The sequence below is a fragment of the Microbacterium sp. NPDC055455 genome (assembly GCF_053619935.1).
On the sequence record NZ_JBSHLB010000003.1, the window covers coordinates 94,047 to 116,901 of the forward strand.

Consider the following 22,855-nt stretch of genomic DNA (forward strand, 5'->3'; position numbering starts at 1 on the left):
GGCCGAGTCTAGAAGACGCCGCCGTCGCCGGCTGAGACGAACCGCACGTCGGCCGGGTCCAGGCGCAGTGTCACGGCGTCCCCGACGCCGAGGCCCGTCGCGCGCTCGGCGACGACGTCCACCGCCACATCGGGATCGGCCGTGCGCAGCCGGACGCCCGCGGGCGTCTGCTCGAGCCGCACGACGCGCGCCGTCCATTCCCCGGGACCCGCGGGAGGCGCGTCGACGATGCGCACGTCGCCCGGCCGGAAGACCGCGGCCCGCGCCGCGCCGACCGGGACGGCGGGGCGGGGCAGCACGAGGCCGCCGGCGCGCCAGGTGGCGGCATCCGTCGTCCCCGTCACACGGTTCAGCCCCCCGACGGCCGCCGCGAACCGGGTCGCCGGATTCGCCAGCACGTCCCGCACGGGGCCGGACTGCGTCACCCGCCCGTCCTCGAGCACGACCAGTCCGCCGGCCAGCGCCACGGCGTCCACCGCATCGTGCGTGGCGACGACGGCGGTCGTGCCGGTCGCCGCCAGCTGCTGGTGCAGGAGAGCCCGCACGTCGCCGGCCGTCTCGGTGTCGAGCGACGTGAGGGGCTCGTCGAGGAGGAGCGCCTCGGGCGCGGTGGCGAGCGCCCGCGCCAGCGCGACGCGCTGCTGCTGTCCGCCCGACAGCCGCGAGGGGCGGCGGTCGCCGAGTCCCTCCAGTCCGACGCGCCGGAGCCAATCCGCGGCGCCGCGGGAGGCGGCATCCCTGCTCACCCCGTGCACGCGCAGACCGAACGCGATGTTCTCGCCGGCGCTCAGGTGCGGGAAGAGTCGCGGGTCCTGGCCGAGCAGCACCACGCCGCGGGCGGCGGGCGGCGTGCGGCGACCCGGCGCGACGTCGAGCGTGCGCTCCCCCAGGGCCACGTGCCCTTCGTCGAGCGGGGCGAGTCCCGCGAGCACCCCGAGGAGGGTGGACTTTCCGGCACCGCTGGGACCCATGAGCGCGACGACGCCCCCCGCGGGCACCTCCAGGGCGGCGTCGAGCGTGAATCCGCCGCGCCGCACCACGACTCGCGCCTCGAGCCCCGCGGCCGTCGCCCGGGCCGCGGTCATCGCGGGGCCTCCGCGCGCCACGCGCGCACGAGCAGCAGCACGCCGACGGCCGTGACCAGCAGCAGCAGCGACAGCGCGACCGCAGTGCCCTGCGAGACGCCGGCCCCGTTGAACGCCGTGTAGATCGCCAGTGGCATGGTCTGCGTGACCCCCGGCGCGTTGCCCGCGAACAGCGCCGTCGCCCCGAACTCGCCGATCGCGCGCGCGAAGCACAGCACGACGCCGGCCACGAGGCCCGGCGCGGCCAGCGGCAGCGTCACCCGGGCGAGGATCGTCCAGCGCCCGGCGCCGAGGCCGGCCGCGGCCTCTTCGAACCCGGTGCCGGTGGCGCGCAGCGAGCCCTCCAGCGCGAGCACGAGGAACGGCAGGGCGACGAACGTCTGCGCGAGCACGACCGCGGTGGTGGTGAACGGGATGCGGATGCCCCACTCCGCCAGCAGCGCGCCGAGCCAGCTCGTCCGGCCGAAGAGGAACAGCATCGCCACACCGCCCACCATCGGCGGCAGCACGAGAGGCACGGTGACGATCGCGCGCAGCACCGCCGCCGCGCGTACCGTGCTGCGCGCGATGAGCAGCGCGAGGGGCACGCCGAGCACGACGCACACCGCCGTCGCGACCGCTCCCGTCGCCAGCGACAGTCCGAGGGCCGAGAGCGCCTCCGGCGAGGTGACGTCACTCCAGAGCGTCGACCATTCCACGCGGAGCACGAGCGCGCCGAGCGGAAGGATCAGCAGCGCGAGTCCCACGGCGGCCGGAATGACGAGCACGCGTGGGACGAAGCCGGAACGTCGGCTGCGATCGCGTTCGCCGATCGCCCGCTCCCCGGTCACGGCGCCCCGAAGCCGTGGTCGGCGAGCACCGCCTGCGCATCGTCGCCGAGCACGAACGCGACGAAGGCGTCTGCCGCCGCCGCATTCGCCGCACCGGCCAGCGCCGCGACCGGGTAGCGGTTGACGACGTCATCGGCACCCTCGGGCACGACCGCGTCGACGGCGGCGGTGCTGGAGGCATCCGTCACGTACACCAGCCCGGCGTCCGCCTCGCCGGCGGCCACCTTCGTGAGCACCGCGGTGACGTTCTGCTCGTAGCTGTCGGCGCTGGCCTCGACACCCGCGCTCGACAGCAGGGTGGCCGAAGCCGCGCCGCACGGCACTTCGGCGGCGCACAGCACGACGGTCGCGGCCGGGTCGGCGAGATCGTCGAGGCCTCGGATGCCCGCGGGATTGCCGGCGGGGACGACGAGCACGAGCGTGTTCGTCGCGAACACGCGCGGGTCATCGGCGAGACCCTCGTCGACGACCCGCGTCATGCTGCGCTCGTCCGCGGCTGCGAACACGTCCGCCGGCGCCCCCTCGATGAGCTGCGTCGCCAGCGTCGAAGAGCCCTCGTACGCTATCGGCCGGACGTCGACGGACGGATGCCGCTCCTCGAACATGGTCGACAGCTCGTCGAACGCCGCCGCGAGCGAGGCGGCCGCGTACACGGTGAGCGCGCCCGAGAGCCCGGATCCCGAGCCGGCCGCGGACGGGGTCGCCGCTCCTGTGCCGTCCTCGGCGGGCGCGCAGCCGGTGAGGCCGAGCGCGAGGGCGGTGACGACGGAGGCGCCGAGGACGATCGGGCGGTGCACGTCAGGCCCTGGGCGTCTCGACGATCACCGTGGTGGCCTTCACCACCGCGACAGCGAGGGAACCGGGCTCGAGGGCGAGCTCGCGGACGGCCTCGGACGACATGAGCGACACGACCCGGTGCGGGCCGGACTGGATGTCGACCTGCGCCATCACCCCGTCGATCTGCACGCGGGTGACGAGGCCGACGAAGCGGTTGCGGGCGCTGGTGAGAGCGTCGGCCGGGTCGCGCGGCGACGCCGCGAGCTCGACGGCGTGCGCCGCGAGCGCGTCGCCCGGGATGGTGGTGGGCGATGCGCCGGTCGTCGGCAGCGTGCCCGCGTCCACCCACCGCCGGACGGTGTCGTCGCTTACCCCGAGCAAACGGGCGGCTTCGGCGATCTTGTATGTGGCCACGCTGCCACGTTACCCGCATCTGCGGCGTTCTTGTCAACGGTTGACCGCATCAGCGGATGATTCGCGCGTCGAGGCTGGTTGCGCGATCGACCCGAGAGCGTCCTCGTGGAGTGCGCAACCCCCGTCAGTCGCTCGCGGGCGCCAGATGGACGAACACGTCCACCGTGCCGTCGCGCAGCCGGAACCGCAGCACACTACCGTCCGGTAGCCCCTCCGCGAAGTCCTGGTCCAAGGCCGGCCACGCGCCGAGATCGACGAAGACGTCGGCAGACGAGGGCGTGCACGCGTAGTCGAGGGGCACCGTCGCCGGCCGATCGATCAGGAACAGGCAGGGATTGCCGAAGTCGTCGACACCCGACCAGGGTTCGATGCCTCGGAAGCTCTGGTGTGCGTGGAATGACGCCTCCTCGAGTCCCGCCGCACTGCTGCCCCACGCGGCTTGGATTCCTTGTACGACGTCGACGTCCGTCATGTCGATCGCGGCCAGCGTGGCGTCCGGGCGGGCCTCCAGAAGCCGCGCGCCGCCGAGGACGAGAACCGCAGGGACGACGGCGAGGACGCCGGCAACCCACCAGCGCGTCGAGAGGTGTCCTCTCCCCTCCCTGCGAGCTGGCCCGCGCCCGCCAGGTGCGAGGGACTCCGCGTCGAGCTCGCCCCGAGATTCGGGATCGTCGCGGACGGTGGGCGCCGGCGCATGCGTCGGCGGATCGTCGTTCCCTCCCGACTTCGGTGCGATCCGGGCGAGCGCATGGGCGTCTTCGAGTTCAGCGAGTCTCGCAAGCGCCGCGGGGTCGTCCCAGATATCGGGGACGGCACCGTACGCGCGCTCCCTCAGGGCGGCCAGTTCAGCGTCCGGCGGAAGGGGCGTCCCTGTCATCAGCGCCGCTCCTCCGGGACCAGGAGGTACGCGTCGACGGTGTCGCCACGAAGGACGAACCGCAGTCGCTCTCCGTCGTCGAGGCCGTGCCACATCGTGTCGATCATCACGTCCGCCCCTTCGGGGGCGCATCGGCGGGCGACGATGTCCGAGGACTGCCGATGCACGCCGATCAAGCACGACGACTGGAAGATGTTGGTGGCGGACCACACCTCGATGTCGCGATAGGCGCCGAAACCGCGCAGCGTCGAGGCGTCGATCTCCATCTCCGACGCACCCCGCAGCGAGGAGTGGAAGTCCCACTCGATCGCCTCCGTCGCCAGCAACCGCAGCACGAGTTCGTCGGGCTCTGCAGCGTTCGCGCGCAGAGTGGCATCCGGCTGAGGCACGGTGGCGACGACGGCGATGGCGGCCACGAGGAGCGCAACCGCCGCGACGGCGGCGACGCCCCACAGCTGTCGAGCCGGCGCACCGCCCGCAGGACCCCCCGCAGGAGGGAGCTCCGGCGAGGGTCCCCCCATGAGGCGAACTGTACACCCGGGTGAACAGCGGGGCCACAGCCGCGTCGACGGCTTCCGCCCGCGAAGTCCGACCGGGAGCGTCGTCGAACGCGAGGCCCGCTGACAGCAGGGCATCATGCGACCTCCGTCGCCCGCGCACAAGCCCTTGGCCGTCCCGCGGCCACCGCTCTAGCGTGGCTCGTACCGCCCGAGGGCGAGGGTGACCGGCAACCGCTCAGAGGAGACCCGCGTGCACGAGCAGAAGACCCACCACCAGGTACTCGTCATCGGCGGCGGCAACGGCGGGATCTCCGTCGCGGCGCGCCTGCGCCGGCGCGGCATCAAGGACGTCGCCGTCATCGAGCCGCGCGACGAGCATCACTACAAGCCGCTGTTCTCGCATGTCGCAGGCGGCACGGCGCCCGCGAGCATCACCGTGCGCCCGCAACGGGAGGTGATCCCGAAGGGCGTGGAGTGGATCCAGGATGCCGTGACCGCCGTGCAGCCGGAGGCGAACGCCGTCGTGCTGGCCGGCGGCGGGCGGATCAGCTACGACCACCTCATCGTCTGTCCCGGCATCCAGCTGGACTGGAACCGGATCCCCGGGCTCGCCGAGGCGATGCAGACGCCGGCCGCGGCATCCCACTACGAACTCGAGCTCGCGAAGAAGGCGTCCCGGCTCCTGCGAGACCTCACGGAGGGGACCGTCGTCTTCACGCAGCCCGACGGACCCGCATCGTGCGCGGGGGCGGCGCAGAAGCCGATGTACCAGGCCTGCGACTACTGGCGGGCGAAAGGGGTGCTCGACGCGATCCGAGTGGTCATGGTCGTGCCGACCGAGACGGCATACCTCGCGCCGTTCGACGAGGAGCTCCAGCGCAAGATCGACGAGTACGGCATCGAGCTGCGCACGCGCAGCGTCCTGCTGCGGGTGGACCCGGATGCGCACGAGGTGGTGCTCGGCGGCCCGGACGGCCCGGAGCACCTGCACTACGACGTGCTGAACGTCGAGCCGCCGCAGTCCGCCCCCGACTGGCTGAAGGCGTCGGAGCTCGCCGCGCCCCGCTCGTCCGGCGGGTTCGTCGAGGTCGACCCGCAGACGCTCCGGCATCCCCGGTTCCCGAACGTCTGGTCCCTGGGGGACGCCGCCGCCACGACGAACTCGAAGTGCGGCGGGGCGCTGCGCAAGCAGACGTGGGTGCTGGCGAAGAACCTGTCGAAGGCGCTGCGGGGCAAGGAGCCCACCGCTCGCTACGACGGCTACGCGGTGTGCCCGTTCACCGTCTCGCGGTCGACCGTCGTGTGGGCCGAGTTCGACGACAAGGGCAGGCAGAAGCCGACGATCCCCTTCTACAAGCGCATGTATCGCGAGAGCCGGCTGTCGTGGATCTTCGACCGGCACGTGCTGCCCTGGGTCTACTGGAACCTCATCCTCACCGGCCGCATGTGAGGAGGCAGGACCGGCCGTCGGGCCCACGCCTGTCCGGGCTTCGCAGCGCCGCCGCCGCGGGCGCGGCGTAGCCTGTCGGCATGGCCTTTCCCCCACTCGTCGAGCCGGTCGCCGAGCTCACCGCCACGGAGAGCACGCGCACCGCGCGCCACCGCGTCCTGGCGGGATTCGGCGACGTCGCACAGCGCCGCCTCGCCGCCGCCCACGTCGCCGTGGTCGGTGCGGGCGGTCTCGGCTCCCCCGCCGTGCTGGCCCTCGCGGCCGCCGGCGTCGGCACCCTCACCATCATCGACGACGACCTGGTGGAGGCATCCAATCTGCAGCGCCAGGTCATGCACCGCACGCGCGACGTCGGGGCGCCGAAGGTCGACTCGGCCGTGCGCATCGCCGCCGACTTGTCGCCGACCACCGTCGTGCGCGCGGTGCGAGCCGTGCTCACCCCCGCGAACGCCGTCGAACTCCTCGGCGGCGCGCACGTCGTCGTGGACGGCACCGACACCTTCGAGACGCGCGAGGCCGTCGCGGCCGCCTGCGAGCAGCTCGGCGTGCCGCTCGTGTGGGGCGTCGTGCAGGAGTTCCACGCCCAGGCGACGGTGTTCTGGTCGTCGCCGCCGGCCGGAGCGGCCCCCGTGCGCCTCGCGGACCTGTACCCGCCGGATCCCGCGCGCGACGCCCCGACCTGTGCGCAGGTCGGCGTGCTCGGCGCGCTGTGCCTGCAGGTCGGCTCGCTCCTGTCCATCGAGGCGATCAAGCTCATCACCGGCGTCGGTGAGCCCCTCCTCGGGCGCGTGCTCGTCATCGACGCCCTCCGCGGCCGCACCGACGAGGTCCCGCTGCGCCCCGCCGCCACGACCGCCGGCGAAGGGCGCGCGACGCCCGCCGAGCGCGGTGCGGCCGCCGAACGCGGGGCGCCCGCCGCACGACCCGGTGCGGAGCCGACTCCCCGCACGCCGATCCCGCAGCTGACGGCCGCCCAGGCGATCGCCGCGCAGAAGGCGGGCGCGGTGCTGCTCGACGTGCGTGAGCCCTTCGAGACCGAGCGCGGCGTCATCCCGGGATCGACGCTCCGCCCGCTCGCCGAGGTACTCGCCGACCCCGGCAGGATGGGCGCCGCGCCCGTGGTCGTGGTGTGCCAGGTGGGCATGCGCGCGCAGCGCGCGGCGGCGGCCCTCCGCGGCGCGGGGATCGAGGCATCCGTGCTCGCCGGCGGCATCGAGGCGTGGACGCGCGAGACCGCCGACGCGGCGGTGGACGCGTGAGCGGGCTGCGCAGCGTCGAGGAGCACCTCGCCGACGTGCTGGCGGCCGCCGAGCCGCTCGAGCCCGAGCGGCTGCCGCTCGCCGCGGCGCACGGCCGCACGCTGCGCGCGCCGGTGCACGCCGCGGTCGACATCCCCGTGTTCGACAACTCCGCCATGGACGGGTTCGCTGTACGCTTCGCGGACGTCGCGGATGCCGCGCCCGCCGCACCCGCCGCCCTCCGGGTCGTCGCGGACCTGCCCGCCGGCTCCGACGCCGACCCGCGCGTGGCTGCGGGCGAGGCGGCCCGCATCATGACGGGATCGGCCGTGCCGACCGACGCCGACGCCATCGTCCCGTTCGAGGACACCGCGGGCGGCCTCGCCGATTCCCTCGGGTCGATCTCGGTCCTCGCCGCCCCCCGTGCGGTGGGGGCCCACATCCGCCGCGCCGGCGAGGACGCGCGCGCCGGCGACGAGGTGCTCCCCGGCGGCGCGCTCCTGGGCCCCCTGCAGCTCGCGGCCGCCGCGGCGGCCGGCGTCGCCGAGGTGGTGGTCGCGCGGCGCCCGCGTGTCGCCGTCATCTCCACGGGCAGCGAGCTCGTGGAACCGGGCTCGCCGCTGCGCCGCGGCCAGATCCCGGAGTCCAACAGCTTCCTGCTCGCCGCCCTCGCCGCGGAGGCAGGAGCGGACATCGTGCGCCGCGCGAGCGTCTCCGACGAGGGCGTCGGACTCGAGACGCTGCTCGCGGAGGTGACCGACGCGCGATCGTCCGACCGCGCCGACGTGGTGATCTTCTCGGGCGGCGTGAGCGCCGGAGCGTACGAGGTCGTCAAGACCACGCTCAGCGGCCGCATGAGCTTCTCGAGGGTGGCGATGCAGCCCGGCAAGCCGCAGGGATTCGGCCGCCTGGAGTCGGGAACGCTGCTGTTCGGGCTTCCGGGCAACCCGGTCAGTGCCGCGGTGTCGTTCGAGGTGTTCGTCCGGCCCGCTCTGCTGCGCCTGCAGGGCAGGGACGTGCTCGATCGGCCCGTGATCACGCTCCGCGCCGCGGCCGGCTGGCGCACCCCGCCCGCGCGGCGGCAGTACCTGCCGGTGACGATCGACCGGTCGGTCCCTGGCGGATGGCTCGCCGTGCCCGCCACGAGCGGCGGGTCGCACCTCGCCGGCGGACTCGGCCGCGCCGAGGCCTACGCCGTGGTGCCGGCGGAGACGGATGCCGTCGCGGCGGGCGATCCCGTCGATGTCATGCTGATCTCATGAGCACGCACGAGCAGCCGACGTTCACGCATCTCGACGACGCCGGGAACGCCCGCATGGTCGACGTGACCCTCAAGCAGCCGACGGTGCGTTCGGCGACCGCCCGTGGGTTCGTGCGCTGTGCGCCCGAGGTCGTCGCGGCGCTGCGGGACGGGTCGGTGCCGAAGGGCGACGTGCTCGCCGTCGCCCGCATCTCCGGCATCCAGGCCGCCAAGCGCACCCCCGAGCTGCTGCCACTCGCCCATGTCATCGGCGTGCACGGCGCAGCGGTCGACCTCGCGATCGAGGACGACGGCGTCGCGATCGAGGCGACGGTCCGCACCGCCGACCGCACCGGGGTCGAGATGGAGGCCCTCACCGCCGTCTCGGTGGCCGCCCTCGCGGTGGTCGACATGGTGAAGGGCATCGACAAGGGCACGTCGATCGAAGACGTGCGGATCATCGCCAAGACCGGGGGCAAGAGCGGCGACTGGCGCCGCCCGGCCGGGGAATGATGGCCGCGCCGACCGATCCTCGCCGACTCGGCGCGATCCTCCTGGCCGGCGGCCGGTCCACGCGCGTCGGCGGTGCGACGAAGCCGCTGTTCGAGGTCGGCGGCCGCACACTGCTGTCGACAGCCGTGTCGGCGGCGACGGATGCGGGAGCCCGGCCGATCACCGTCGTGGCACCGGTCCTCGACGAGACGCTGCCGGTGACCTGGGTGCGCGAGGACCCGCCGTTCGGCGGCCCCGCCGCGGCGGTCGTCACCGCGCTCGGGACGTGGCCCGCCGCGACGGACCCGGAGTGGACGCTCCTCCTCGCGTGCGACCTCCCCTGGGCAGGGCAGGCGGTGCGCCGCCTCGTGGACGACCTGCCGCTCCTGCCGCCCGACACCGACGGCCTCTGCCTCGGCGACGGGTCGAGCCGGCCCCAGTGGCTCACCGGCGCCTACCGCACGAGGGCGCTGCGGGCCGCGGCATCCGCTCTCCCGGACGCCGGACGCGACCAGCCGGTGCGCGCGCTCGTCGCCGAACTCGCGATCGCCGTCGTGGCGGCGCCGGACGACCTGACCCGCGACGTCGACACGTGGCAGGATCTGGAGGAGGCACGCGCGCGAGCCGATCGCGCGGCGCACGACCGGATCTCGGAGGAGCCGTCATGAGCGAGCAGTCCCGCACCCTTCCGCCCGAAGCCCTCGACGACTGGGCAGCGGCGCTGCGCGATCGGTTCGGCCTCGGCGAGGCCGACGTGCCGGTCGCCGCGGTGCTCGACCTCGCGCGCGATGTGGCCAACGGCGTCGCCCGGCCGGCCGCTCCCCTCGGCGCCTTCGTCGCGGGCCTCGTCGCCGGACGCGCGGGGACCGACCCGGAGGAGGTGCGCGCGGCGCTGGCCGCGGTCACCGCGATGGCGAACAGCTGGGAGCAGTAGTGGCCGTCGTCCGCTATTTCGCCGCCGCACAGGAGGCCACGGGCCTGGACAGCGAGCGCCGCACCGAGACGACGCTCGGCGATCTGCGGCGCGCGGTGGCGGAGGAGCACCAGGGCCTCGGCGGCATCCTCCCCCGCTGCGCCGTGCTGGTGGGCGGCTCCCGCGTGGGCGACGACACGCCCCTCGGCGCCGATGACCTCGTCGACGTGCTCCCGCCCTTCGCCGGCGGCTGAGCCGCCGCGCCGCGGCGGGATCAGCCGCCGAGGCCGAGCCAGGTGGCGGTGCCGTCCGATTCGACCTGCTTCTTCCAGACGGGGAGGTCGGTCTTGATCGTCTCGATCAGCGTGCGGCACACCTCGAACGCCGTGGCCCGGTGGGCGGAGGCGACCGCGATCACCACGGCGGCGTCGCCGATCTGGAGCGTCCCCACGCGGTGGGACACCGCCACCAGCGCCTCGGTCGACCCGACGGCGGCCGTCGCCAGGCGCCTGAGCCCGGCCTCGGCATCGGGGTGCGCCGAGTACTCGAGCGCGACGACCGTGGTCGCGGCATCCGGATCGTGATCGCGGACGCGACCGACGAACGTCGTGACCGCCCCCATCCGCGGGTCGTCGATCGCACGCAGGTGGGCGTCGAGGTCGAGCGGCTCGGCGCTGATCGCCGCGATCCGCACCGCGTCGGTCGAGACGGCCATCAGTGATCTCCGCCGGTGAGCTGGTCCAGCACGTGACGGGCCACCGACACGACGACGGGCATGCCGGATGCCACGGCCGCCGGCGACCCCGGAAGGTTCACCACGAGCGCGCCGTGCGGGTCGACCGCACCGGCGATGCCGCGTGTCAGGATGGCGGCCGGCTTCTCGGCCGCGCCGCGCCGTCGCAGCTCCTCGGCGATGCCGGGGAGCTCGCGCGTCACCACGCGCGCCGTGCCCTCGGGCGTCTGGTCGCGCGGCGACACCCCGGTGCCGCCCGTCGTGATGACGAGCTTCACGCCGGCCATGATCTCGGCGGTCAGGGCCCGCTCGACGTTGTCGGCGCCGTCGGGCACGATCACCGCGTCATCGCAGTCGAAGCCGGCCTCCCGCAGCGCCGCGACCGCGATCGGGCCGCTCTCGTCGGGTCGGGTGCCTGCGGCCGAGCGGTCGGAGAAGCAGATGACGGCGGCTCGGGTCATGCCCCCAGCCTAGGCATGCGCCGCGCCCCTCACGCGCGGGACTCGAGGCGCACGACCACGGACTTCGACGTCGGGGTGCCGGAGACGTCGGCGACCGAGTCGAGCGGCACCAGGACGTTGGTCTCGGGGTAGTAGGCGGCCGCGTTCCCCCGGGGCGTGCGGTACGCGACGATGCGGAACTCCTCGGCGCGACGCTCCTCGATGCTCCCGTCGGGCCGCGTCCACTCCGAGACGAGGTCGACGACGTCGTCCTCGGCGAACCCGAGCGACACGATGTCCTTCTCGTTCACCAGCACGACGCGGCGGCCGCCGTGGATGCCGCGGTACCGGTCGTCCTTGCCGTAGATCGTCGTGTTGTACTGATCGTGGGAGCGCAGCGTCTGCAGCAGCAGGCGTCCGCGCGGGATCACCGGGTACACGAGGGGGTTGACCGTGAACCGGGCCCTGCCGTCGACGGTGGCGAACCGGCGCGCGTCGCGCGGGCCGTTGGGAAGGTGGAGCGTGCGCCCCTTGTCGATGCGCTCCTCGTAGTCCTCGAACCCCGGGATGACGCGTTCGATGTGGGCCCGGATCAACGCGTAGTCGGCCTCGAGCGCGGCCCAGTCCGCCTGCGGGACGTTGTGCGGCCCGCCGCTGGTCCCGGCTGCCGGGACGGTGCCGTCGCTCTCCTCCGCCGGGGTGCGCTCGGGATAGCCGCGCTCGTGGCGGGTGGCGCCCGTGTGCGCGGACGCGGGCGCGAGAGTGGCCGGCGCCTCCTCGGTCGCGCCGGGCTCAGGACCGAACACCAGCGCGCTCAGGCGCGAGACGATCGCGACCTCGCTGAGCAGGTCCTCGGCGGGGGGCGCGAGCCGGCCGCGCGAGGCGTGCACGGCGCCCATGGAATCCTCCACCGTGACACGCTGCTCGCGACCGCCGCGGCGGTCCCGGTCGGTGCGCCCGAGGGTGGGGAGGATGAGCGCCCGCCGCCCCGTCACGACGTGGGAGCGGTTGAGCTTGGTCGACACCTGCACGGTGAGCCCCACCCGCGCCATCCCCGCCTCGACGACGGCGGTGTCGGGCGTGGCCGACACGAAGTTGCCGCCCATGCCCATGAAGAAGCGGACGCGTCCGTCGCGCATCGCCCGGATCGCCTCCACCGTGTCGAACCCGTGCTCACGCGGAGCGGCGAAGCCGAACTCCTGGTCGAGCGCGTCGAGGAAGGCGGCGGACGGCTTCTCGTAGATGCCGACCGTGCGGTCGCCCTGCACGTTGGAGTGCCCCCGCACGGGGCACACGCCGGCGCCGGTGCGTCCGATGTTGCCCTGCAGCAGCAGCATGTTCACCACGTCGCGGAGCATCGGCACGGAGTGCTTGTGCTGGGTGAGTCCCATCGCCCAGCAGACGATGGTGGCCTTGGAGGCGCGCACCGCCTCGCCCACGCGGCGCAGCGCCTTCTCGGGCAGCCCGGTGGCGGCGACGAGCTCTCGCCACGGGGCATCCGCCATCGCCTGCCTGTACGCGTCGAAACCGCTCGTGTGCGCCGCGATGAACTCGTGGTCGAGCACACCGCCGTCGGCCGCCTCCGCCTCGAGCAGGTGCTTGCCGATCGCCTGGAACAGCGCCTGGTCGCCGCCGAGCCGGATCTGCACGAACTCGTCGGCGAGCTTCGTGCCGCCGAAGGCGACGCCGCGCACCGTCTGCGGATTCTCGAAGCGCATCAGGCCCGCCTCGGGGAGCGGGTTCACCGCGATGATCGTCGCCCCGCGCTGCTTGGCCTTCTCGAGCGCCGACAGCATGCGCGGATGGTTTGTGCCGGGGTTCTGCCCCGCGACGATGAGCAGGTCGGCGTCGTGGATGTCGTCGATCGACACCGTGCCCTTGCCGATCCCGATGGTCTCGGTGAGCGCCGAGCCGCTGGACTCGTGGCACATGTTCGAGCAGTCCGGCAGGTTGTTGGTCCCGATGCCGCGCACCAGCAGCTGGTAGAGGAACGCGGCCTCGTTCGACGTGCGGCCCGAGGTGTAGAACACCGCCTCGTCGGGGTCCTCGAGCGATCGCAGCTCGTCGGCGATCAGCCGCAGCGCGTCGTCCCACGAGATCGGGCGGTAGTGGGTCGCGCCCTCCTCCCGCACCATCGGGTGCGTCAGCCGCCCCTGCTGACCGAGCCACCAGTCGTCGTGCGCGCGCAGCTCGTCGAGGGAGTGCTCCGCGAAGAACTCCGGCCCGACCCGCCGCAGCGTCGCCTCCTCGGCGACCGCCTTCGCGCCGTTCTCGCAGAACTCCGCGACGTGGCGTCTGTCCTCCTCCGGCCAGGCGCACCCGGGGCAGTCGAAGCCGTCCTTCTGGTTGACGCGCAGCAGCGTCTGGACCGAGCGGGTCACGCCCATCTGCTCGGTCGCCATCTCGAGGGCGTGCAGCACCGCCGGCACGCCCACGGCGACCTTCTTCGGTCGTGTGACGTGCACGCGGGACTCGTCGATATCCGCTCTCGGGGGCTTCGTCGCCATGTCTCCAGGCTATGCCTCGCCGGGCCGCCCCGGCGCGTCCTCCTCCGCTGAACGGGAAGGAGAGCGGATGCCGGGCCAAGCCGCGGCCGGCCGCGGTGCCCCGGGCACGCTGCGGCGCGGGGCTCAGCTCCACCAGAGGCGCGCGACGCCGCGAAGGTCCGCGAGCGGTACGCTGCCGTGCCCCGGCTCCGACACCGACAGGCGCGAATCGGCGGAGGCGGCGCGGTTGTCGCCCATGACCCACACGGCGTCCTCCGGCACGGCGACACGGAAGGGGATGTCGCCGCCGGGGCGGGATGCCGGGGCGTGAGGCTCGTCGACCGGCTTCCCGTTGACGACGAGCCTCCCGGTGCCGGCCTCGCAGCAGACGACCACGTCGCCCTCGACACCGACGACCCGCTTCACCAGGAGCGCATCCGGCGTACCCGACCAGCCTTCGCGATCGACGAGCAGCACGACGTCGCCGCGCGCGGGTGCGCTCCAGCGGTCGAACACCACGGTGTCGCCGCCGCGCAGCGCCGGGCTCATGGAGTCGTTCTGCACGGTCGCGACCCCGAGCCCCGCGGCCAGGACGGCGGCGACCGCGACAGGCCCGGCGGCGGCGAACGCCCACGCCAGCGGGCGCCGGCCCCGCCGGGCGGCGGGCGACTCCGCCGAGGGGACGGTCGCTGCGCGCGCGCCGGTCAGGGTCATGGCGGGCCTTCGAGCAGCGACGTCATGGCGGCGACCTCGCGTTCCTGCTCGATGAGCACGTGCTTGCCCGAGGTGCGCGCGAACGCATTCGTGCCGTCGCGCACGACACGCTCCGCCATCACGAGGGCGCCCTCGTGATGGACGATCATGAGCTCGAGGAACATCCGGTCGGCCGCGGCGCCCTCGGCGGCGTCGAGGGCGGCGAGCTGCTCGACGGTGGCCATGCCCTTCATCTCCGTGTGACCGTGATCGTCGCAGCCGGACGGGATGCCTCCCCCCGGCGCGACGGCCGCCGCGTGCGCCCCGTGGCCCGTGTGCTCCGGATCCGTCGGGAGGGCCCGTCGCCAGGCATCCTGCCATGCCCGCATCGTCTGGATCTCGCCGCTCTGATCGGCGACGATGAACTCGGCGAGCGCCCGGGTGCGATCCCTCACGCCGTCGGCGTCGAGCACGAGCCGGCTCAGCTCGAGCGCCTGCTCGTGATGCGGGATCATGCCCTCGATGTAGCAGTGGTCCACCACCGTCGGGTAGGCGGCGGTCGCGGCATCCGTCATCCCCGAGGAGGCGACGGCCTGGGGCGCGGACGTCGCGGGAACCGTCATGCCGAGAGCGACGGCGGCGCCGCCGACGAGCGCGGTGGAGACGGCGAGAACCACCCCGGTGGCCGCGATGCGATGGGGCATCGGATTCCTTTCGGGTCGGACGTCGGGTGCGTCGAGCGGGGCGGCGCGCTGCGCGCACCGCCCCGCGGCGGGGTTCAGGCCTGCGCCCTCAGCCCCTGCTGGCGACGCATGTGCCACGCGGTGCCCGCGAGGCCCGCACCGGCGACCAGGAGCACCAGGCCCGACATGGCCCAGCGGTTCGCGTCGGTGCCGGTCGTCGCGAGCGCTCCGAAGACCGCCGAGGGCGAGGCGGATGCCACTGTGAAGGTGCCCTGCGCCACCGCCGAGGACGTCTGACCCGTCAGCGCGAGCGTGTGCTCGCCGGCCGGGGTGTCGGACGGGACGACGAACTGCACGGTCACCTCTCCCTCGCTGTCGGCGACGAACGTGCCGACGTCGACCGGGTCGGAGTGCATCACGGCGCTGACGGTCTCGCCGGGGGTGAACCCGCCGGCCGACGCGGTCTGCGCCGCGCCCGGGGCGACCTCGGGCTGGCCGAAGGTGACGGGTGCCGCCGTCGGGGCCGCCGCATCACCGCCGCCGCTGCCGCTGCCGTTGCCGCCGCCGTTCCCGTTGCCGTTGCCGTTCCCGCCGTTGCCGTTCCCGCCGTTGCCGTTGCCGTTGCCTGCGTCGGTCGGAGTCGGCGTCGGGGTCGGGGTGGGCTCCGTCGTGGGGGCCGGCGTCGGCGATGCCGTCGGGGTCGGGGTGATGTTCGGGTTCGGGACGCCCCGCATGTCGCCGTTGACCCACTTGCGGCCCTCGGGGATGTTGGGGTTCTGTGCGGCGAAGTCCCGCGGGTAGAGGGTGAAGCCCTGCCAGTGGATCGGCATCGGGCTCTGGTCCTCGTCGCGGTTGATGTGGTGGAAGCCCACGTTCACCCACGCCACCGGGTCCTCGAGCGTCTCGCCGTCGGCGATGTAGTCGGTGACCATCTGCCCCGCCTTCGACGGGATCAGGTTGTAGCTGGCGTGGATCTCGTCGGACTTGGCGGCCGTGAAGGCGATGTCGAAGTCCGTCTCGGGGTTCAGGTTGTACGCCTGGTCGCGCGGCACGATGATCTCGTACGAGCGGGCGTGTCCGTCGGCGTTGAGGCTCTCGGGGTTCACGACCCGATACGCCTCGCGGTTGGCCCCCATCGTCTTGGTCTCGTTCGTGACCTGCGTGACCTGCGTCTCGAGGATCGCGGTGTGGCCGGTGTCGCCGGTCGTGCCGTGCTCGCCGGTCGGCGTCGTCGCGAACTTCTCGACCACCTGGCCGGCGCCGGAGTCGATGCCGAAGTCCACGCGCCAGAACGCCGAGTGGTAGTGGTTGACCGCGAAGTCCTCCTGGCCCGGCGCGATCGGCCAGCCCTGGTTGACGACGTCGACGTAGTCGTTCGGCGACAGGTCGCCGGTCGCGCCGAGGCGCACCGAGATCTCGCCGTCGTCGTGGAAGCGGTACTCGGTCTGGTACTCGTACCACCCGATGCGCGACACCGTGTGCAGCACGAGGTCGGTGCCCTGCGCGGCGTACAGCGCATCCCGCGCGATGTTCGAGCGGTACGCGAGGCCGGAGTCCTCCTCGCCGATGCAGATCGCGGGGATCTCGCCGCGGGTGGCGTCGACCCACGAGGTGCGCACCTCGCCGACCGGGCAGTCGACGGCTTCGATGGCCTGCAGGCGACGGCCGCCGACCTGATAGGTGGTGACGTCGTTGTACTCGGTCGCGCCGGTGTCATAGGGCACGTTCAGCTGTGCGAGCGCGATCGAGTCGAGCACGAGGATCGGCGCCGCATCGTCTCGCGGCTGGTAGGCAACCTTGTCGAGCACGAGGCCCCGGTAGGTGTCCAGGCGCCAGCACATCTGCCAGCTCGATCCGGCCTCGAGCGTCTCCGAGACGAGGGAGTCGCCGGAGCAGGATGCCTCGGTGACGGTCTGCGCCGAGGCGGCCGCGGGCGCCGACAGCACCAGTCCGCCCGCGAGCAGGGTCATCGCGGTGCCCGCGCCGAGCAGCCGGCGAAGGGTGGGTCGTTTCATCGGGAGTGTCTCCATGGTCATGAGATGGACAGGACGGCACGCGTCGAGAGGTTGACGACGAACGTGCTGGTGGTGAGGAAGGCCCCGCCGTCGACCTGGGCGAGCACCTGCACGCACCGGTCGACGCCGCACGATTCGGCGCCGAAGGATCCGGCATCCGTCACGAAGGAGTGGGCGGTGAGGAGGACCTCGGCGGATGCCGGGGTGAGCGCGGAGCCGCCTGTGAGCGCCGCGAACTCGTCGACGACGGGCTGAGCCGCCTCCGAGTCGAGCAGCAGCTCCCACGCGAGCGCCGTCTCGGCGTCGGTCGGCGCCGGCTGGGTGCCCGACGCGCGATCGACCGACTCGACGGCACCGGTGGTCGCGTTGACGATCATGCTCACCGTCTCGTTCGTGCCGTAGTCGTAGTAGAGCGAGAGCAGACGCCGCTGCCCGTCGGCGTACGCCTGCGGGTCGGCGACGTCGGTGGACAGGAACTGCAGTCCGGCGTCGCCGAAGACGTCCTCGCCGGCGGCGAACGCCGCGTCCTGGGCGCCGAGGAAGCGGACGTACTCCACCTCGGCTCCCGTGAGAGCGTCGTAGGCGGCGGCGATCGCCGGGGGCTTGGCGACCTCCGCCGCCTTCTCGGGCGCGTCCTCATCGGTGCTGTCGGCGGCGATGGGGGTGGCCGGCGGGGTCTCGGGGGACGACGTCGCCTGCACGGCGGTCTGCGTGGCGAAGACGAGGGCGACGGCGGCTGCCGCGGCGGCGACCGCGGAGCCGATGCCGAGCGCCCGCGGCGTCAGCACACCGCCTCGGCGAGCGCGCTGCCGCTCCGGGGGTGGCGAGTCCCCGTCAGGAGAGAGCTGTGTATCGGTCACAGGAGTCCTTTCGATGGCGAAGACGCGGCTGCACCCGCGTCGGGCCGATTCTTCGCCGGCGCCGTTTCCCCGCGGTATGGAGCGGCGAACGCCGATCGAAATCATGCTGAGACGACGGGGCGGCCGGGCGCCGCGGATGTCTCAGGCGGTGTCACAGCGCCGAAACACACTCCGCGCTTTCCGGCAACGCACGGGCGGTAGCCTCGCGCGCAGCCGCATCGCGGCGGGCCGGTGCGGAGGAGGACGCGTGAGCAGTGCACTCGCGGACGCGATCGAGCAGGCTCGGCCGCGGCGGGATCTGGGCGGCAGTTCGCCGTTCGCGGGGCTGCGCCGGCGGCACGCGCACACGGTCGACGTCGTCGCGCAGTCGGTCGCCGCGACCGCACCCGCCGGCGTCCTGCTCGTGCACCCGGGCGCCCTCTTCGCGCGGAGCGGGTCGTTCGGGTTCTTCGACATCGCCCTCACCATCACCCTGGTCGTCGGCGTCGGCCTCGTCATCGGCATCTTCGCCCGGCGCATCGCGAGCACCGGCGCGCTCTACACCTTCGCCGCGCGCGGTCTCGGACCCCATATCGGCCTCGTGACCGGGGCGGCCCTCGGCATCGGCTATCTGGCGGTCGCGATGAACACGCTCGCTTCGGGTTCGCACCGACTCGCCGATCTCCTCAGCGGCGGTCCCGCCTCGCCGCTGCTGGTGATCGCGCTCATCATCGGATTCGGCGCGGTCATCGCCCTCGTCGTCGCGCGCGGCCTGCGCATGTCCACGCGCGTCCTCCTCGTGCTGGAATCCGTCGCGGTGCTGACGGTGCTGGGCCTCTCGGTGGCGGCGCTGGGCGTGAGCCGCTGGGACGTCGGCCTGCTGGTCCCGCGCGCGGCCGACTTCTCGATGGAGGCGATCATCACCGGCGTCGCCTTCTCGCTCATCGGCTTCGTCGGATTCGAGAGCGGCGCCGCGCTGGGTCCCGAGACGCGGCGTCCGTTCGCCGCCGTCCCGCGCGCGGTGATGTGGAGCGTCGGTGCGACCGGCCTGGTCATGCTCGTCGGCACGGCTGCCCAGCTGTCCATCGTCGCCGAGCAGCCGGGCGCGGCATCCCTCGCCGCCGTGACCGGGTTCGCGCACCTCATCGATGTCATCGTCGCGGTCTCGTTCCTCGCCTGCGCGCTCGCGATGACCACCGCCGCGACCCGCCTCGCGTTCGCCATGAGCCGCGAGGGGCTGCTCCCCGCCGCGCTCGGGCACGTGTCCCGGCGCGGGGTGCCCGCGATCGGCGGGCTGATCCTCGCAGCGACGGTCACCGCCGTCCCGGTGGCGGTGCTCGCCGCGGGCGGCAGCCGTCAGGACATGCGCGTCGTCACCTCGCCGGCCTCGATCCTCGGTTTCGTGCTGGCGTACGCGCTGGTGTGCGCGGCCGCGCCCGTCTTCCTCGGGCGGATCGGGGAGCTCACCGCCCGGGCGGTGGTCGTGAGCACGGTGCCGCTCGCAGGTCTGCTGTGCGTGCTCGCGTTCTACGTCGGCGTGACGATGCGCGAGAACCCCGCGGGCCTCCTGTGGGCGGCGGGCATCCTCGCCGCCGTCGTGGGCGCCGGCACCGTGCGCCTGCTGCGCAACCCCGCGGTGGCGGCGCGCATCGGCGTGCACGACTGGCCGGTCGATGCAGACACGATCGACGGGTCGGCGCGGAGGTGAGCGGGGCGGGTCTCCCGCGCGACATGCCGTTGCCGGAGAGGGGCCTGGGACTCGCGCTCGAGATCCTCGAGCAGGTCGCGCGCGACCATCACGGCGCCTCGGCCGCCGAGATCGCCCGCGCGGTCGGCGCGCCGCGGGCCACCGTGTACCGCGTCGTCAACGCGCTGGTGCGCGACGAGTACCTGGTGCGCCGTGCCGACTTCTCCGGCTTCGTCCTCGGCACCCGCGTGCTCGAGCTCGCGGCTGTCGTCGGAGCCCGCTCCCGACCCGACCACGCGGACGTGGTGGACCGGCTGCGCGCCGAGACCGGCGAGGCGGTGCACCTGTTCGCCTTCCACCGGACCGGCCTGGTGGTGCTCGACGAGGACGGCACACGCCCCCTCTCCGACCGCGACGCCCTGCTCGGCGATCCGCTGCGCTCGGCGATCGGGCACCTGTGGCTCGTCGCCCACCCCGACCGCCGCATGCCGCGGGCCCCGAGCTGGGGCAGCGGCGCACCGGCCGAGGACGTCCGAGCGATCCGTGAGGCCTACGCCGTGCGCGGGTACACCGAGCAGGGCGCGCTCCTCGCACCCGACCGCGGGTGCCTCGCGGTGCCCATCCACGACCACGCCGCCCGCCCCGTCGGCGCCGTGACCCTGTCGACGGCGATCGGGCGGCTCTCCGTCGCGGCGCGCCACGTCGGAGCATTGCGCGACGCGGCGCGCGCCCTCGCTCCGCTGGGCTCCCTCAGCGGCTGGTGACCCGCGGCGGGAGGGACAACGGATGCCGCGCCCCGCCGCCCGCGCTCACGGCGCCGCGTCGAGGATCCCGCGCAGCGTCTCCTGGTCGGCGCGCGCCTGCCTCAGCACCGCCTCGGCCGACTCCGCGACGGCCGGGTGCGGGTCGCCGTCGAGGATGAGCCCGATGAGTGCCACCATGCCGGCGTTCTGATCGCGCAGGATCTCGGCGAACCGGCGTTCGGCGTCGGGGTGCTGCGCGTCGACGAATCCCTGCACCGTGCTCCACGTCGGCATGCCGGGCATCTGCGCGTGGTCGGCGCCGTGACCACCGCAGGGGCCGTCCTTCGGTGGCTCGACCGGGCGCGCGTCCGCCCACGAGAGGTACCACTCGCGAAGCCGGTCGAGCTCGTCGGCGTCGCGCGCCGCGATGCCACCGGCGAACCCCAGGGCACCGGCGTCGATCCCGTCCTTGCGCAGCAGCGTCTCGGCCAGCTCGGACTCCTCGACGCGGTAGTAGATCATCGCCTCGACGTAGCAATAGTCGTCGGGGGTGACCTCGTGCGCGCCGGCCGACGGTGTCCGGCTGGGCGAGGGCGCGGCATCCGTCTTCCCCGCCGAAGGCGCCCCTGCCGCCACGGCGAGCGCGACGCCCGCGGCCGTCGTCGCCAGGGCGAGCGTCAGCGCGGCGACGACGACTGCTCTGCGGCGCACGCGAGACCTCCGGAACGGCGAGGATCCGGTTCGGGTCGGATGCCTCAGCGCCTGCCGGTGCCGAAGATCCCGCGGATCACCCCACCCAGTATCGTCTGCGTGGACTTGGAGTCGAGGATCTGCTCCAGCGGGGACTTCGACGACGAGCGCGACGCGCGCGTGGTGCGCGTGGTGCGCGTGGTGCCGGCGGTCTTCTTGAGCAGGCGCTCGTACTCCTGCCGCGCCTTCTTCTCGGCCGCCGCCTGCTGCTTGTCGATCGCCGCCTTCTGCTTCGCGTACTCGGCGTCCGCCTTGGCCTTCGCGAGGGCCGCCTCCTCCGCGGCGGCGGCTTCGTCGGCCGCCCGCATCTTGGCGGTGAGGATCTCGCGCGCGGACTCGCGGTCGATCGCCGTGCCGTACTTCGCCAGGAGCGGCGACGCCTTCACCGCCGCCTCGATCGCGGGGTCGGGGGTCGGCGACATGAGTCCCTGCGGTGCGCGCAGCCGCGTCCAGGCGACCGGTGTGGGTGCTCCCTTCTCGCTCATCACCGTGACGATCGCCTCGCCGGTGCCGAGCTCCTGCAGCACGCGCTCGAGGTCGTAACCCGACGTGGGGTACGTGCCGACGGTCGCGCGCAGGGCCTTGGCGTCGTCGGGGGTGAAGGCGCGCAGCGCGTGCTGCACGCGCGAGCCGAGCTGGGCGAGCACGTCGGACGGCACATCCTTGGGCGTCTGCGTCACGAAGAAGACGCCGACGCCCTTCGAGCGGATGAGGCGCACGGTCTGCACGATCGCCGCGAGGAAGTCCTTCGAGGCGTCCGTGAAGAGCAGGTGCGCCTCGTCGAAGAAGAAGACCAGCTCGGGCTTGTCGGGATCCCCCACCTCGGGCAGGATCTCGAACAGCTCGGCCAGCAGGTACATCAGGAAGGTCGAGAACAGCTCGGGCTTGTCGATCACGCCCGGGACCTCGAGCAAGCTGATGACGCCCCGCCCGTCGGGCGCCGTGCGGATGAAGTCGGCCACCTCGAACTCGGGTTCGCCGAAGAAGACGTCGGCTCCGGCATCCGCGAACGTGATCAGCTCGCGCAGGATCACGCCGGCCGTCGCCGCCGACAATCCACCCAGCTCCTTGAGCTCGGCCTTGCCCTCGTCGCTCGTGAGGTGCGTGAGCACGGCCCGGAGGTCGGCCAGGTCGACCAGCGCCAGGCCGTTCGCGTCGGCGTAGTGGAACACCAGGCCCAGGCTCGACTCCTGCGTGGCGTTGAGCCCCAGCACCTTGCTGAGCAGCAGCGGCCCGAAGCCGGACACCGTCGCCCGCACGGGCACGCCCTTGCCGATGCCGCCCAGGGCGAAGTACTCGGTGACGGATGCCTCGGGCGTCCAGTCCTGCGCGATCCCCCGGGTGCGCGCCAGCAGCTTCTCGCTCGGCTCACCGGGCGTCGCCACCCCCGACAGGTCGCCCTTGATGTCCGCGGCGAAGACGGGGACCCCCTTGGCGGCGAGCTGCTCGGCCAGCCCCTGCAGGGTGCGCGTCTTGCCGGTTCCGGTGGCGCCGGCGATCAGGCCGTGCCGGTTCATCATCCCCAGCGGGATGCGGACCTGGGCCTCCGGCACCGGCTCGCCGTTGACCAGCGCGCCGAGGTCGAGCGTGGCGCCCTCGAATCCGTAGCCGTCGGCGATGTCGCGGACCTCGTCCGCGTCGAGCGGGCCGGCGGTCGTGCGCGGCAGGTCCGTACCGGGGGCGGGCGCCGGGGTCTGCGGCTCCGGGAGCGGGGGCGCCGGGGCTGCGGACGGCGCGGGTGTCGCGTCGGCCGTCGGGGCCGACGGCGCGGCGGCCTCTCCTCCGACGCGGGCCTTCGCGGCGGCCGCTTCGGCGGCGGCGAGCGCGGCCTTGGCCTGCGCAGCCTTGAGCTGCGCCTCGGCCGCCTCCGCTTCCGCCCGCAGGCGGGCCAATTCGGCCTCCGCGGCGGCGACGGCCGGGTCGGTCGAGGGTGCGGTCGCAGGCGGGTCTGGCGCGTCGGCGGCGGTCAT

The 22,855-nt window shown here is 73.7% G+C and carries 24 protein-coding genes; 9 read left to right on the top strand and 15 right to left on the bottom strand.

All coding sequences use genetic code 11. From position 1 onward, the window contains the following. Positions 1-8: 8 nt before the first annotated feature. The 6 genes from ACWGUG_RS10155 to ACWGUG_RS10180 form a co-directional block, all read right to left on the bottom strand. A complete protein-coding gene (locus ACWGUG_RS10155) occupies positions 9-1,085 on the bottom strand; it encodes an ABC transporter ATP-binding protein (protein WP_336394905.1) in 1,077 nt (358 codons plus the stop codon). Further along, positions 1,082-1,852, bottom strand: coding sequence for an ABC transporter permease (locus tag ACWGUG_RS10160; protein ID WP_452324596.1), 771 nt, complete (start codon positions 1,850-1,852; stop codon positions 1,082-1,084). Before ACWGUG_RS10160 ends, ACWGUG_RS10155 begins: the two co-directional genes overlap by 4 nt. Positions 1,853-1,911: 59 nt before the next feature. After that, on the bottom strand, positions 1,912-2,712 hold the full coding sequence (modA, locus tag ACWGUG_RS10165) for a molybdate ABC transporter substrate-binding protein (protein WP_452324597.1): 801 nt from the start codon (positions 2,710-2,712) through the stop codon (positions 1,912-1,914). A 1-nt stretch (position 2,713) separates the two neighbouring features. After that, positions 2,714-3,106: a TOBE domain-containing protein gene (locus ACWGUG_RS10170; RefSeq protein WP_452324598.1), complete on the bottom strand. Its 393-nt coding sequence runs from the start codon at positions 3,104-3,106 to the stop codon at positions 2,714-2,716. A 124-nt stretch (positions 3,107-3,230) separates the two neighbouring features. After that, a complete protein-coding gene (locus ACWGUG_RS10175; protein ID WP_452324599.1) occupies positions 3,231-3,983 on the bottom strand; it encodes a hypothetical protein in 753 nt (250 codons plus the stop codon). Next, positions 3,983-4,504, bottom strand: a complete 522-nt coding sequence (locus ACWGUG_RS10180) for a hypothetical protein (protein WP_452324600.1) — start codon at positions 4,502-4,504, stop codon at positions 3,983-3,985. Before ACWGUG_RS10180 ends, ACWGUG_RS10175 begins: the two co-directional genes overlap by 1 nt. 229 nt (positions 4,505-4,733) lie before the next feature. Between ACWGUG_RS10180 and ACWGUG_RS10185 the strand changes: the two genes are divergently transcribed. From ACWGUG_RS10185 to ACWGUG_RS10215, 7 genes are all read left to right on the top strand, one after another. Continuing rightward, positions 4,734-5,933, top strand: a complete 1,200-nt coding sequence (locus ACWGUG_RS10185) for an NAD(P)/FAD-dependent oxidoreductase (protein WP_452324601.1) — start codon at positions 4,734-4,736, stop codon at positions 5,931-5,933. 80 nt (positions 5,934-6,013) lie between these two features. Beyond that, positions 6,014-7,192, top strand: a complete 1,179-nt coding sequence (locus ACWGUG_RS10190; protein ID WP_452324602.1) for a ThiF family adenylyltransferase — start codon at positions 6,014-6,016, stop codon at positions 7,190-7,192. Then, positions 7,189-8,433, top strand: a complete 1,245-nt coding sequence (locus tag ACWGUG_RS10195) for a molybdopterin molybdotransferase MoeA (protein WP_452324603.1) — start codon at positions 7,189-7,191, stop codon at positions 8,431-8,433. Before ACWGUG_RS10190 ends, ACWGUG_RS10195 begins: the two co-directional genes overlap by 4 nt. Beyond that, complete coding sequence (moaC, locus tag ACWGUG_RS10200) at positions 8,430-8,924, top strand: cyclic pyranopterin monophosphate synthase MoaC (RefSeq protein ID WP_452324604.1); 495 nt, start codon at positions 8,430-8,432, stop codon at positions 8,922-8,924. The genes ACWGUG_RS10195 and moaC overlap by 4 nt, the downstream gene beginning before the upstream one ends. Continuing rightward, complete coding sequence (mobA, locus tag ACWGUG_RS10205; RefSeq protein WP_452324605.1) at positions 8,924-9,571, top strand: molybdenum cofactor guanylyltransferase; 648 nt, start codon at positions 8,924-8,926, stop codon at positions 9,569-9,571. The genes moaC and mobA overlap by 1 nt, the downstream gene beginning before the upstream one ends. Next, entirely contained in the window at positions 9,568-9,837 is a 270-nt protein-coding gene (locus tag ACWGUG_RS10210) for a DUF6457 domain-containing protein (protein ID WP_336394896.1), read from the top strand. The genes mobA and ACWGUG_RS10210 overlap by 4 nt, the downstream gene beginning before the upstream one ends. Beyond that, the gene (locus ACWGUG_RS10215; protein WP_378884579.1) at positions 9,837-10,070 is read left to right on the top strand and encodes a MoaD/ThiS family protein; all 234 of its coding nucleotides are present in this window, start codon (positions 9,837-9,839) and stop codon (positions 10,068-10,070) included. The genes ACWGUG_RS10210 and ACWGUG_RS10215 overlap by 1 nt, the downstream gene beginning before the upstream one ends. A gap of 20 nt (positions 10,071-10,090) precedes the next feature. On the opposite strand, the gene ACWGUG_RS10220 is transcribed toward ACWGUG_RS10215, so the two are convergent. The 7 genes from ACWGUG_RS10220 to ACWGUG_RS10250 form a co-directional block, all read right to left on the bottom strand. Continuing rightward, positions 10,091-10,531: a molybdenum cofactor biosynthesis protein MoaE gene (locus ACWGUG_RS10220; RefSeq protein ID WP_452324606.1), complete on the bottom strand. Its 441-nt coding sequence runs from the start codon at positions 10,529-10,531 to the stop codon at positions 10,091-10,093. Further along, positions 10,531-11,010 (bottom strand): MogA/MoaB family molybdenum cofactor biosynthesis protein, encoded by a 480-nt coding sequence (locus ACWGUG_RS10225; RefSeq protein ID WP_336394893.1) that lies wholly within the window; start codon positions 11,008-11,010, stop codon positions 10,531-10,533. Before ACWGUG_RS10225 ends, ACWGUG_RS10220 begins: the two co-directional genes overlap by 1 nt. A gap of 29 nt (positions 11,011-11,039) precedes the next feature. Further along, positions 11,040-13,496, bottom strand: a complete 2,457-nt coding sequence (locus tag ACWGUG_RS10230) for an FdhF/YdeP family oxidoreductase (protein ID WP_336394892.1) — start codon at positions 13,494-13,496, stop codon at positions 11,040-11,042. Positions 13,497-13,619: 123 nt separating this feature from the next. Beyond that, positions 13,620-14,189: a signal peptidase I gene (lepB, locus tag ACWGUG_RS10235; RefSeq protein ID WP_378884589.1), complete on the bottom strand. Its 570-nt coding sequence runs from the start codon at positions 14,187-14,189 to the stop codon at positions 13,620-13,622. After that, positions 14,186-14,872 (bottom strand): DUF305 domain-containing protein, encoded by a 687-nt coding sequence (locus tag ACWGUG_RS10240; protein ID WP_452324607.1) that lies wholly within the window; start codon positions 14,870-14,872, stop codon positions 14,186-14,188. The genes lepB and ACWGUG_RS10240 overlap by 4 nt, the downstream gene beginning before the upstream one ends. 74 nt (positions 14,873-14,946) lie before the next feature. After that, positions 14,947-16,866, bottom strand: coding sequence for a copper amine oxidase (locus ACWGUG_RS10245; protein ID WP_452324608.1), 1,920 nt, complete (start codon positions 16,864-16,866; stop codon positions 14,947-14,949). 17 nt (positions 16,867-16,883) lie between these two features. Next, positions 16,884-17,726: a hypothetical protein gene (locus ACWGUG_RS10250; protein ID WP_378884597.1), complete on the bottom strand. Its 843-nt coding sequence runs from the start codon at positions 17,724-17,726 to the stop codon at positions 16,884-16,886. Positions 17,727-17,973: 247 nt separating this feature from the next. Between ACWGUG_RS10250 and ACWGUG_RS10255 the strand changes: the two genes are divergently transcribed. Both ACWGUG_RS10255 and ACWGUG_RS10260 read left to right on the top strand, forming a co-directional pair. Continuing rightward, positions 17,974-19,413, top strand: a complete 1,440-nt coding sequence (locus ACWGUG_RS10255; RefSeq protein ID WP_452324609.1) for an APC family permease — start codon at positions 17,974-17,976, stop codon at positions 19,411-19,413. Between the two features lie 23 nt (positions 19,414-19,436). Further along, complete coding sequence (locus ACWGUG_RS10260) at positions 19,437-20,156, top strand: IclR family transcriptional regulator (RefSeq protein WP_452324610.1); 720 nt, start codon at positions 19,437-19,439, stop codon at positions 20,154-20,156. A gap of 45 nt (positions 20,157-20,201) precedes the next feature. Here the strand turns inward: ACWGUG_RS10260 and ACWGUG_RS10265 are convergent, their stop codons facing one another. Then, positions 20,202-20,846 carry a DUF305 domain-containing protein gene (locus ACWGUG_RS10265; protein ID WP_452324611.1) on the bottom strand — a complete coding sequence of 215 codons (645 nt, stop codon included), beginning with the start codon at positions 20,844-20,846 and terminating at the stop codon, positions 20,202-20,204. Between the two features lie 44 nt (positions 20,847-20,890). Then, entirely contained in the window at positions 20,891-22,855 is a 1,965-nt protein-coding gene (locus tag ACWGUG_RS10270) for a helicase HerA-like domain-containing protein (RefSeq protein ID WP_452324612.1), read from the bottom strand.